This window comes from Streptococcus sp. ELY_125 (assembly GCF_058314535.1).
The window spans coordinates 30809-43072 of record NZ_JBZFUM010000006.1 but is presented as its reverse complement, the minus strand read 5'-3'; the positions used below and the strand labels follow the sequence as shown (position 1 = coordinate 43072).

The window sequence follows — 12264 nt, the reverse complement described above, 5'->3', positions numbered from 1 at the left end:
AAGCATAATCTATTTGATGGCCTTTGTCAATAAAATGTACAAAATTTTTATATATAAGAGGAAATAGTAGTCTTGGCTTGTCCAACGACGGTTAATCATGGTATTATGGGTAAAAAATAAAGCAACAAACAAGGGAGTTCCTATGTCAGGCTATCTCGATATCTTTAAACATTACCAGCCTAAGCCCATCGGCGAGGAGCGTCGCTATGCAGTTCTTTTGCCCTTGGTCTGGAATAAGGCTAGCCAAGATTGGCAAATTCTTTATCAAGTCCGAAGTAAGCATATTTCGCAGCCAGGGGAAGTGTCTTTTCCTGGCGGGCGGGTAGAAAAGAATGAAACCTTTTATCAGGCTGCCCTGCGCGAGACAGTCGAAGAACTAAATGTTACAATAGATAATATCGAGATATTGGGGGAGATTGACTATCTTGTCCACCATCGTCGAACCATTCGCTGCTTTGTCGGTATCATTTCTGGTGATTGGCATACTATTTCCCCGAACCCAGATGAAGTCGAGCGGCTGTTTGTTCTCTCTTTGTCTGACTTGCTTGCGACTCAGCCTAAAACCTATAATTTAATCGCTAAGGCTAAGCCAGCTGGAAACTTTCCTTTTGAGCGTATTCCTAATGGTCAAAGTTATGACTTTGGTCAAGATAAACGCAAGATTCCCTTCTATGATTTAGCCGGTGAAAATCTTTGGGGGTTGACTGCTCAGTTTACAGCTCGTTTTATTGAAATTATTCAAGAAAGGACATGAATTGTAAAGAAACTTGACACAAACGTCAAGTATACTATAGATTGACTTGAACACTTTCAGTATCTTCTAGCTTGTTTTTGGAAATTTGAATGCTGAGCCCTGCGCTCCTTTAGCAATAGTTTTTTATTAAATATTTAGAGTAGTTTTAAGGTCTAGCTGTCAACCATTTGTAAACCTAATCTGATACTCCACTGATTTGATGTCAAAATCCAGCCTAGTGAGAATCACTAAGCTAAAACTATTAGCCATTCTAGATTTTCGACCGTTAGTTACTTAAAAAAGAGACTCCAGCTGGTCACAGCTGGAGTCTTTGTTTGGCTTTTTTAGTGACGGAAGAGTGGCTGGCTGAGGTGAAAGCTAAAATCTTTGATGTCCACTAATCCCACCACGCTATCGCTTTGATACAGCTGGATTAGAAAATCAGCCATCTCTTCAGCGGTGTGATATTGCTTGAAATGTTGATCATAATCATAGGTGCTGGAGTTTGTTGCGACTTGCCCAAATTCGGTTTGTGTTGCAGCTGGGGCAAGGACTTTTGCCTGCAGTTTGTGCTGGCTGTTTTTCATCTCTAGCGCCAGTCCTTCGGTGAAAGCACTGACATAAAATTTTGTAGCACAGTAGCTCACAGCCTTGTCGACCAACATATAGCCCCCACGAGATGATATATTAATCAGCTGAGCTCCTTCAGTATCCTGATAGTCTCTGACATACAAGGTAGACAATATCGTCAGCGTTTCAATATTCAAATGAAGCATGGTCCTAATTTTTTCCAAACTTTGGTCAGCTACGCTGTCATAACTGCCAAAGCCAGCATTATTAATCCAAACCGAGATATGATAATCTTTTAAATCCTCATACAGCTTATAAGCATTATCTGGGATGGCTAAGTCAATGCTCTTGACAACAATATCTAGATTGGGATAAAACCCAAGGATCTCTCTTTTTAATCCCTCTAAGAGCTCCTGTCGTCTTGCTGCTAGGATGAGATTGAATCCCAAATGTGCAAAAGCCTTGGCGGACTCTAGTCCGATACCGGAACTAGCGCCTGTAATACATACGTATGAGTTTGAAGCGGCTGTCATTTTCAAATTCCTCCTTTTTGAGATATACTTATTATAGCTTCTAGAGTTAACTCTAGGTCAAGGGGGAAATGAGAAAAATGGACTATTCAATTGGAAAAATATCAGAATTAACCAATCTCAGTATTCATACTCTACGATACTATGAGAAAGAGGGGCTTCTATCGCCAAAGAGAGATGAGGGAAACAGGCGTTACTATGACGAGAGCGATTATAGATGGCTCCGGTTTATTCAGCGATTAAAAGCAGTAGGGATGCCTATTAAAGACATCAAAACCTATTCAGACCTTCGTTTACAGGGTGACGCTACCTATCATGAAAGACTGGTATTGTTGGGATCCCATTTGAAGTTATTGGATGGCAACATTTCAGAATTACTGGAAAATCGCGAGAAACTGATTGAAAAAATTGAATTTTATGAAGACGAAATTTCAAAACAAGAAAAGTAATCATTATGGGAGTGGGATCAACCCAAAAATAACAAAAGAGTTGGGTACTAGCCCCATAAAATGAGACACAAGAAAAACGCTCCTGTTGAAATCTAATGAACTGGGACTAGGAGTGTTTTTGTTATGATCAAAAAAGCGTATTCGTTAGAAACTAAGTTAGCCTGTATCGAGATGAAGAAGGCAGGCAAACCCAATTCCAGCTCATGCCTGATAAAGTCTTTCCTCAGAACACTGCCGGATAGATTGATAATACCAATTGTTTAACGGTCGTAGAATACCTGCCTCTATTCTATCATAAGCCCCCTTTCGTGACACGTTAAAATAACTTGTGATCCAACACATAACATCATGCAATTTTTGATTGTAGTAGCGCATATCCGATACAGGCATAGTCCTTTCCATACAATCATCTACTTTGAAATTTTAACTTAATTTTATCAAAAAGTTCCCTCCTATCAAGTTTCTTATTTTAACGTAGAAACTTATTTGAACTCTCCTTGTGTTATTAGAGCAATCCTCCCTGTAGGAGCAACTAATCTTGAGTTCATAAAATAGTTACTGGTGCTTGCCTCTCTTAGATAGATAAAATAGAGCTGCAATGGCTATGGCATAAGCTAAAATCGCGAGGGGAGAAATATCAGCGCCATACTTACCACCGAATAAGAAGGACTGCTGTTTAAATAATACCGTTCCCATGATGAGGTTCCAAACAGAATGAATCAGAATACTATTAACGATTGACTCAGTCAGATAGGTCGCCAAGGAAAATAGAATACCAACTAGCGTTCCAGCTAGTAAGAGCTGAAGGGCTGTTATAGGATTCAAGGCTCCATTTAACAGATGTAAAGCTGCAAAGGCAAAGGATGGTAGGAGAATAGTGACAGTTTTTGAATAGTTTATTTCTAGCAGTCTCATCATAAATCCTCTAAAGAATAGCTCTTCGGCAATGGGGGCAGCTAAACCTCCTATAATGATCGCTTTGTACAAATCATCGGCCAGATAACTTTGACCACCTGACAGATGCAAACCTAACTGTACGGCTAGTGGCATAAGGACTGCTACAGCGAAACAAGATAGGCGAGGGAAGGTCAGCTTTATCCCAAGTTCTTCAAAGTCAAGCTGACAGATTCTTTTGGCTAGCACATAGATAGATAGTAGAGCTAGGCTTACATAACTAAAGCCGAATAATCCATAGCTGACAAGGGGGATGCCAAGAAATCGTGACCCTTCATAGATCAATACAGAAGAAGCCCCGCTAAGCATAAAAGCTAAGAAAGCTAACAGACAGATTCCAAGGATTTTCCAAGTTGACATCTTTTTTACAGTCATCATAATTTTTTCTCCTTATGTATTAATATTTTATACCAAAAGGGTAATCCTTTCTTGAGCATGTGTCAATGCTTTATATATAAAAATTTTATATCTAATAAGAAAAAGATCGACAAGATAGCGCTTATCACAACTTAACAGCCCTGTAAATCACTTACTTGGCAACTTAAGCTATTCATCATAAATGATGACAAATAGCGTTGATCCCATTCCCACGTCAGTCGTCTCTAGGCAATAATAAAAAATTCCCAGTATATGCTATACTGAGAATTTTATCCACTGTCATTAAAACTAGTTTCTACTACAAGAAAGTCTTTAAGCTATAAAACCCTTACCAAGTTCTTCTAAGTCATATTAACTAATCTAGCTTAATTTAACACACAAAGGAACTAAAAGAATGCACTAGTACTAAGGGTTAAACTTATTCTTCCACTAAAATTTCTTCGGGGATTGCAAACATTTTTGTAAGGATGAAGCAGAGCCCCATACTCAAGAGAGATACGACTAAATAGACAAATAACTGATGGCTATCATAAATGTACATCAAGTACGAAGGTAAAACTGCTAAACCATATGAATTCGATTGAATATGGAAAATAGACAGCAGCGCTGCACCTAAACCTGAAGAAACTAGCATAGCATAAAGTGGTTTCAAATTATAACGTAAATGCAGTCCAAACAGAACGGGTTCGCTGACCCCAAATAATTGAGACATAAAGGCTCCGATTACAGTCTGTTTGACTTTTTTGTTTTTTGCAGATGTGTAAAAGGCCAAACAAGAACCTAAGTTCGCAAAACCATACATAGCGCACAGTGTGATTAATTGATTGAACCCAGTATTAGCTAATAGAGAGGTTTCAATCACGACATACATGTGATGGAGCCCTGTAATAACTGCTAATGGATAGGTAGCGCCTACAAAGAAACCTCCAATACCAAATGGTAGATTCATAAGTTGCTCAGTGATAGCAATAAGTCCTGTTTCTAACCAGTGTACAATTGGAGCGAACCCCATCAAAGCAATGATAATGGTCCCTAGCATGGTTAAAAATGGCGTCATAATTAAGTCTAAAGAGTTAGGCATAATCTTACGTAGTCTCCGCTCGATTCTTGCTCCAATATAACCGGTTAAGATAGCAGTTGCGACCGAACCCTGTGCTCCCATAACCGGTAAAAATCCACCAACCATAATAGCTTTTACATCACCTGAGGCTACGGAATATGCGTTTGGTAATTGAGGTGCCACTAACATTAAACCGATAACAAGACCAATCATTGGTGTTCCCTTGAAAACACGGAAAGCTGACATGGTAATAAGAGCTGGTAGGAAGCCAAATACAGTATCAGTCAGCACTGATATAAGAGAATTCAGGTATCCTGGAAAAATTTTTGTTGATAGGCCAAAAATAGCTAAGACCTCATCGTTAAAGATAACACCTTTTAGACCAAGAAACAAACCTGTCGCAGCAATGACTGGAACGATGGGGACAAATATATCTCCTAAAGTACGCATCATGAGTTTGATCCCTTTTTCTTGAGACTTAACATATTGATCCTGTTCAGCCTTAGCGACTGTAGCAATATTCATGGCCTCAAGTTCTTCAAAGACCTTATTAACAATCCCTGCACCTAGAATAATTTGATATTGCCCGCTATTGAAGAATGTTCCTTTCACTTCATCAACATTCTCAATGGCTTTAGCATCAATACTATCCTTATCTTTTACAACAAGACGCAAGCGTGTTGCACAATGCGTTGCGGAAATAATATTATTAGCCCCAACGATTTCTAAAATTTCACTGGCGATTTTATGATACTTGTTATTAGTCATTTTTGACCTCCCTTGCTAAAAAAGCACCGTATGGTTGTAGCTGTATAGTACTACCATTCCATTCTACTTGTTTGTTATCAATGATGATATCTAGTTCTCCAAACTGTTGTTTCAGGAGAGTAGACTTCTTGGATAAATTGACAGCAACTAGATAAGATTCATGGTTATTGTACCGTCGATAGAGAAAGATAGTTTTATCTGTTGAATCAAGAAATTCAATGTCCCCAAATGTTAAAGCTTGGTAACGAGCATCTTTTTTAATAGCAATGAGTTGCTGATAAAATTGTAAGAGACTCTCCTCATCTCTAAGTTGGACCTTAACATTTCTTTTAGAGGAGTGCTCCGTCACTTTAAGCCATGGAGTAACATCTGAGAATCCTACAAATTCCTCATCAGTCCATTGCATAGGCACTCGAGCATTATCGCGACTTCTGTAGTTGATAACCCCTAAGGATTCCTCTTGTGTTAACCCTTCTTCCATTCCACGATAATACTGGTCTAGAGATGAAATATCGTCAAATTCTTCAATATCTGAACGGTGGAAATTAACCATGCCAATCTCTTGTCCTTGGTAAATAAATGGGGTTCCATAGAGATAAAAATACATCAACGCCAGAGCTTTCTGCGCGGTAGGATTTTTTTCTTCTTCTTTTAAATATTTGCTTGGTGCTCGGTTTTGATCATGATTTTCAAGGAATGGTGCCCCCCAACCCATTTTTTTAATAGCTAATTGCGAATTTTTGAGATTCTTGAAAAGATCCTCGACTTGCCAATTTATGCGTTTAAACCATTCACTGCCACTTTTTATATCAATATCAGCTGCTTTAAAATCAAAGATCATCGAGAAAAATCCATTGTCGCCAATAAATTCTCCAAGTTGGTCGTACCGAACTCCGGGTGCTTCCGCAACTGTAACAGCATCATGAGGCTTAAAACAGCGCTCTTGAAGTTCATGAAGAAAGATTTCAATACCTGCTTGGTTGCGACTCACTTTCGTACATTTAGCAAGTCCGTCTTGGCCATCGGGAGTTATACTTTTGAAGCTGAGCTCTTTTTTAATAAAAGTAATAGCATCTACTCTAAACCCAGCAATTCCTAAATCTAACCACCAATTAACCATAGAGTAGATTTCTTCGCGCATCTGAGGATTTTCCCAATTTAAATCAGGCTGTTTTTTATGAAAGGTGTGGTAATAATAAACTTCTTCATTTGGTAGTTTTTCCCAGACGCTTCCACCAAAAACGGATCGCCAATTATTGGGAATAGTAGTTGATTCTTTAAAAATATAATAATCTCTATACTTAGAGTTTTTATTTTTTATAGCTTCCTGAAACCATGGATGTTCATCGGAAGTGTGATTGATAACTAGATCTAGCAAAATTTTAATATTCTTTTTTTGTGCCTGATTGATAAGTTCCCTAAAATCTTGCATTGTCCCAAATTCAGGAGCTATATCAAAATAATCAGAAATATCATAGCCATTATCTGCCATGGGAGATTTAAAAATCGGGCTAATCCATATCGCTGTTATCCCTAGCTCTGATAGATAATCTAGTCTAGAAATAATTCCTTGAATATCCCCGATACCGTCATGATTACTATCCTGAAAACTTCGAGGATAGATTTGGTAAATAATTTCTGATTGCCACCATTTTCGTTCTATCATCTGTTCTCCTTTCTTGTTTGCGCTTACAATCTTATTATAAAAAATAAAAATCGTTAGACAATAACTTCTAACGATTTTAAAAATTTGACACAACTTTAAACATTTTTACTAAAATAGTAAAAATGTTTCATCTTTTTAATTGTAACTTCAAATAAAGCATCTCCAAAGCTAGTATGTAGGGAGTGATCATCAACTGATACTCACTTGAAACAAAACTAGTATTGATAGTAGGGATGAATAGATGTTCATTAGAAATGATAGGAAGGTAGCGTACATCGCTTATTAAAACACTATAAATAGATTCCATCTTTAACTGGTTTTGTAGGATTAGTGGATAATTACCTGAACTATCAATAGATAAAATAAATAGAAACTGTGAACGCATCTGTGAAAAAATATTTTCTAAAGCATTTTTATTAGGAAGGATAAATATGGGCTTTCCTAAAGGAAGAAAAATGCGTTGAAAAGCCTTTGCAAGTCTTAATTCCACCTCGCTTAAGGCCAAAATATAGATTTCTTGACAGGTCATAAGGTGTTCACTGATTTGGCTAATATCATAGTTTTGGATATAAGTGACGATGTCATGATAGGTTGACTGGACAAAACTTTTCTGGAAGTTTTGAGAACTAGTCTTTTCCTTCAATATAGCTTTGAGTTCCCCAAAGCCTGCCAGATCTAATTTTTTACAAAAACGAAAAACTGTCGTTGTTGACACATGGATATTATTTGCAACTTTTTGAATGGTTAAATTTGGCCTTGGGTTAGAAGTTATATAATCGTAAATTTGCCAATCAATAGGTGTTAATTTAACCTGATTTTTTTGAATCGCTTCTTCCAGATGCATCGCTTTTATCCCTTTCTACGGCTGATAAATACTCAAAGAATAACTGATCAATAATGAAGTAAAAGGTGGTACTAACTTCATAGGTCAAACGAGTAGGTGTTGGAATGGATTCCGTCGGAACATACAAGCAATAATCAGCTAACTGAGCCATTGTATTCCTAGATGTTTTTGTAAAGGCTAGACATTTGATATTTTTTAGCTGACTCTCCTGTAAAAGTGTAATTCCCTCAGCTGACTCTCCTTTGTAAGAAACCAGAATAAGGAGATTTTTGCTAGTCATACTATTTTTTACGTAATCAAACTCTCCCTTATCAAAAAAAGTGATGACCTTTTTACCTGCTGATGTAAACAATTGACGTAAGGTCTCTATTTCCAGTTTTTGCTCATTTCCTGTTCCATAGAGGTAAAGTACATCGATTTTCACTAATAAATTAACAATCTCAGTTAAATTTAAGTGCTTAAAAACTTGGTCAATATAAGTATGATAAGATTGAACAACACGATCAAAAGCCAGTTTATCCCGACCACTTTCTGGGATTTTTCTACCCTTTTGAAGAAGGTATTTTAATTCAGCAAAACTATCAATGTCCAGTTTTTTAAGTAGTCTAAAGATGCTTGACCTTGAGACAAAACAGGATTCAGCTAAGGATTCACTTGTTAAGTTATCCCGATCAAAAGATCCTTGTTGGAGATAATTAATGATCCCCTTTTCTTGCTGACTCAATTCATCAAAATGCGAATTAACGATTGCTATAAAATCCAAGGTCTATACCCCCCATTTTTTTCTGAAAGTATAACTACTAGATAGTGTAAACTAAGCAAAAAGGCCATTAAAGAGTTTCTATTCACAAACAATAAATAATTCTCTTCCCTTCTAAAAAGTACAGAATCCATGAGGAGAGCATTATAACTGCTTGCTTATGATTGATTTTAAAAATGCAGATTAGCACCACTATTGTGGAATTTATTCTAAGGTCGTAATCAGCCTCTATTAGCGATAGGCTTGTTTTTTATAGAGATAACAATAACTAAAGCTAGGATAATGGCCTGGCAGCTGTATAAGATCCAACTATTCCCACCAGAAGCTAGCTGTGATAAGGTATTTAGCATAGAGTGGGCCATAGCACACATCCAGAGATTGTTGGTCTTGTGGTAAATAGCTGACAGCATAAAGCAGTTGACCAGCAACCCGATACAAAAGCTCATACTTTCGGTTAAACTCATGGTTGCTAGACTGCCATCAATATAGAAGAAGGCAAAGTGCCAGATCCCCCAGCTGATAAAAGTGATGAGAGTAGCTGGGATATAGGGGATTTTTTCCTCGAGTATGGGCTGAAAGGTATAGCGCCAGCCGATTTCTTCTATTCCTCCAAATACTAAAGCTCGAATAAAGAGGAAAAAAGGAAGATACCAGAAATTTATCAAAAATTTCCCACCAATAAGAACATAAGCGAAGTCCAAGACTAAAAACAGACCTACGAGTAAGTAATCTCTAGGATCCTGTTTGATGTGAAAGAAATCTCCCAACAAAGCCTTCAAGTTAATATGCTTATAGGTGTAAGCGATGATAGCTCCCCAAAGAGCCGAAGAAGTTCCTCCCACGGCAATCATCACCAGCCCAAGACCAGACGAATAGCCAGTCTCAAATCCAAGATAGTCAAGACCAGTCACAAAAATAACAGCTATAAAGATTTGTCCTAAACTGCCTAATAAATAGGTTATCAAGGCTTGCTTTCTAGTCACTTTAAACAGTCCAATCATATGAAATCTCTATTATTTTAACCAATATTCGATTGGAACTCAATAGAGATTATAGAGTAAAGGGGAGTTGTCAACCTGAAACAATCCATCCTCCAATTGATTCACCCTCACACAGTTGACAAGATTAGGCTAGGGGGTGCTATATTTATCTGACAACTGAAAATTGCTCATTTTCTATAATAACTGCGGTCTGATTATCAATCAGTGGTAAGTCCAATTTTTCAGAGTAAGTCTGAATAGTTTCAGCAGTACTTTCTATGAAGGGAAATTCGTTATTATGAGGGAGCAGGTACTTATTCCAGAGATTGAGGCCAGTGTAATCTTTTAACGCAGTCGCACTACTTGGGTTATCCAAAAAGCGACTATATTCAATATCCTTGGAGGTGATAATTGCCCCAGCAGACTCTCCTATATATAGCATTCCTTTTCTTATTCTTTGTGTAATAAGTTCTACCAAACTCTTCTTCTCTAATTCCTGTAACAGATAGAAGGTATTTCCACCTGCTATACAAAGACAGTCACAAGAGGCAATAGCAAAATCACAATCTTTCTTGCTTTCTTGAGCTATGTTTAAGATATCGAGAGTAAAACCAAGATTGTTAAGAGTTTTTATCCCTTCGTCAATATATCCTGTATATTCTTCCACATTGCCTGCAGTTGGAATAAATAGAATTCTTGAACTATAATCTTTCAAAAAATCTTTTAATTGCTTCTCTGTACCAGCTATGTAAGATGTTAGAAAAAATTTCATACGATAACTTCCATTTTTGGATACATTTATTGAAGATATTGTAACACACATTTTGTCGTCTACTCTCAATCAGACAAAATTCCATTTTGAGCAGCAGAAAAAAACTAGAAACAGCGATTTTATGGCTTTTTGCTTCTGAAAAGAGCTTGGGACTGCGTTTGTCCCAAGCTCTTTATTCGTGTGAAATATTATTGTTAAAACAATAGAATCTATAGTTAGTTTTTCTTAAACGCTCCTGCTTGTGCATAAAGCAACCAAGATAAAGCAATCATGATAGCAGCAAAGATGGAAATTCCTGAGAACCCTGTAAAAGTTACAAAGAGAATTCCTCCAACAATGCCGGCAATGGTTTCTCCTAGGTACATAGCTGCATTTGACAATGAAGAGATCGTACTGCGTGCGTTTTCGACAGTTCCCTGTAGGGTTGTCATGAACAACGGGAAGACAAAACCATTATTAATATAAATAATCGTTAATAAAATTTCAGTAATCCAAAAATTCTGTGCCAATGGTAATATTAAATAAAGAATAGTGAGTGTCATTAGCTCTGTTCTGAATGTCTTTTGCAGACCGAAATGTTTAACGATTTGACTGCCGAAAAGAGAACCAAATAAGTTCCCTGTCCCAATAGCAATAATAGCTGTACTAATGGTTGTCAGGCTCATATGAAAATCATGTGTAAACCATGTTGAAATAAAGGTGATAGCTGTAAATGAACCTGTTTGGAATACAAAATAAGCAACAAGATAACTCACAGATTTTCTATTGGTTAAAATATTTTTATAGGCCTCTGTAAATGAAATTCTATTAGCCTGACTGATTTCAAGTTTAGGCAGATAAACATGAATCAAAATGAGTAATATAAGAGAAGCTGCTGCAATAGTATAGAATGGTGTTTGCCAAGAAAAGCTGGCAAGGTAACCGCCAATTGGGACACCAGCCATTTGAGAAACAGATAAACCTGCAGTCGCATAACCCATGACTTGAACAATATGACTCTTATCTACTACAATTGGAATAGATGCCCAAACCTGAGGGGTTACAAATGAAGCACTGATGCCTGCAAATAAGCGGAAAAGAAGCATAAGAGGGAAGCTAGTTGCAAATCCGCATAGGAATGTTGAAGTAGCGAAAGCGGCTAATCCGTAAGTCATTACTTTCTTCCTATCTCTACCATCAGAAATTGGACCTGAGATAAGTGAGAAAACAGCATAACCAATAGCGTATGCACTAACCATCCAACCTGAAATAGAGGAATCTATCCCGTACAATTTGGTTAGAGTTGGCAGCAAGGGAGATACTAAGAATGTATCTGTCCCAATGATGAACATGGTTAAAAAGAATAAAAGAGAGTATTTTTTCATGATTGACAACCCCATTAAGATGTTATATATATTCAATAGTTAAAAAACTATTTAACTACTATAAGAGATATTGTAGCATTGACAGATAAAAAATTCAATAGTAAAATAATCTTATGACTATTGAAGAACTATCTAAAAATCAAGATGAACAAAGAATCAAAATATTTAAAGCCTTGGCTGACCCTGCTCGACTACATATTGTCAGACTGCTATACCAGAAACAGGACGAGCTGAATTGTGGTGAGATTGGTACTCTGCTGGCTATTAGCAAGTCAGCTGCCTCTTACCATTTTAGAACCCTACGCGAGGCAGGCCTTACAAATACAAGGAAGGTAGGGCAAAATAAGTTTGTAAAATTAAATCAACAGACATTTGATAGCTTATTGCCTGGCTTCCTGACTTCTCTTGAAGCTGAAGAATGAAAATGTGTAAGCTT

The 12264-nt window shown here is 37.1% G+C and carries 13 protein-coding genes; 3 read left to right on the top strand and 10 right to left on the bottom strand.

Translation table 11 applies throughout. The features are described from left to right. Window positions 1-142 precede the first annotated feature (142 nt). Window positions 143-754, top strand: a complete 612-nt coding sequence (locus tag AC4HAL_RS04085) for an NUDIX hydrolase (protein WP_491093105.1) — start codon at window positions 143-145, stop codon at window positions 752-754. Between the two features lie 323 nt (window positions 755-1077). On the opposite strand, the gene AC4HAL_RS04080 is transcribed toward AC4HAL_RS04085, so the two are convergent. Next, the gene (locus AC4HAL_RS04080) at window positions 1078-1836 is read right to left on the bottom strand and encodes an SDR family NAD(P)-dependent oxidoreductase (protein WP_491093104.1); all 759 of its coding nucleotides are present in this window, start codon (window positions 1834-1836) and stop codon (window positions 1078-1080) included. Window positions 1837-1913: 77 nt separating this feature from the next. Here AC4HAL_RS04080 and AC4HAL_RS04075 point away from each other — a divergent pair, with 77 nt between their 5' ends. After that, window positions 1914-2282, top strand: a complete 369-nt coding sequence (locus AC4HAL_RS04075; RefSeq protein WP_491093103.1) for a MerR family transcriptional regulator — start codon at window positions 1914-1916, stop codon at window positions 2280-2282. Between the two features lie 201 nt (window positions 2283-2483). Here AC4HAL_RS04075 and AC4HAL_RS04070 read toward each other — a convergent pair whose 3' ends face one another. From AC4HAL_RS04070 to AC4HAL_RS04030, 9 genes are all read right to left on the bottom strand, one after another. Further along, on the bottom strand, window positions 2484-2684 hold the full coding sequence (locus AC4HAL_RS04070) for a hypothetical protein (protein ID WP_491093102.1): 201 nt from the start codon (window positions 2682-2684) through the stop codon (window positions 2484-2486). Window positions 2685-2837: 153 nt separating this feature from the next. Then, window positions 2838-3614 carry a CPBP family intramembrane glutamic endopeptidase gene (locus tag AC4HAL_RS04065; protein WP_491093101.1) on the bottom strand — a complete coding sequence of 259 codons (777 nt, stop codon included), beginning with the start codon at window positions 3612-3614 and terminating at the stop codon, window positions 2838-2840. 418 nt (window positions 3615-4032) lie between these two features. Further along, the gene (locus AC4HAL_RS04060) at window positions 4033-5442 is read right to left on the bottom strand and encodes a PTS transporter subunit EIIC (RefSeq protein WP_491093100.1); all 1410 of its coding nucleotides are present in this window, start codon (window positions 5440-5442) and stop codon (window positions 4033-4035) included. After that, window positions 5435-7108, bottom strand: coding sequence for a glycoside hydrolase family 13 protein (locus AC4HAL_RS04055; RefSeq protein WP_491093099.1), 1674 nt, complete (start codon window positions 7106-7108; stop codon window positions 5435-5437). Before AC4HAL_RS04055 ends, AC4HAL_RS04060 begins: the two co-directional genes overlap by 8 nt. Window positions 7109-7235: 127 nt before the next feature. Beyond that, on the bottom strand, window positions 7236-7952 hold the full coding sequence (locus AC4HAL_RS04050; RefSeq protein WP_491093098.1) for a MurR/RpiR family transcriptional regulator: 717 nt from the start codon (window positions 7950-7952) through the stop codon (window positions 7236-7238). Further along, a complete protein-coding gene (locus tag AC4HAL_RS04045) occupies window positions 7915-8715 on the bottom strand; it encodes a MurR/RpiR family transcriptional regulator (RefSeq protein WP_491093097.1) in 801 nt (266 codons plus the stop codon). The genes AC4HAL_RS04050 and AC4HAL_RS04045 overlap by 38 nt, the downstream gene beginning before the upstream one ends. 218 nt (window positions 8716-8933) lie before the next feature. After that, complete coding sequence (locus AC4HAL_RS04040; protein ID WP_491093096.1) at window positions 8934-9713, bottom strand: CPBP family intramembrane glutamic endopeptidase; 780 nt, start codon at window positions 9711-9713, stop codon at window positions 8934-8936. A 145-nt stretch (window positions 9714-9858) separates the two neighbouring features. Beyond that, window positions 9859-10464 carry a Type 1 glutamine amidotransferase-like domain-containing protein gene (locus AC4HAL_RS04035; RefSeq protein ID WP_491093095.1) on the bottom strand — a complete coding sequence of 202 codons (606 nt, stop codon included), beginning with the start codon at window positions 10462-10464 and terminating at the stop codon, window positions 9859-9861. A gap of 215 nt (window positions 10465-10679) precedes the next feature. After that, window positions 10680-11828, bottom strand: a complete 1149-nt coding sequence (locus AC4HAL_RS04030; RefSeq protein ID WP_491093094.1) for an MFS transporter — start codon at window positions 11826-11828, stop codon at window positions 10680-10682. A gap of 113 nt (window positions 11829-11941) precedes the next feature. Between AC4HAL_RS04030 and AC4HAL_RS04025 the strand changes: the two genes are divergently transcribed. Then, window positions 11942-12250 (top strand): ArsR/SmtB family transcription factor, encoded by a 309-nt coding sequence (locus AC4HAL_RS04025; RefSeq protein WP_491093093.1) that lies wholly within the window; start codon window positions 11942-11944, stop codon window positions 12248-12250. Window positions 12251-12264: the final 14 nt, after the last annotated feature.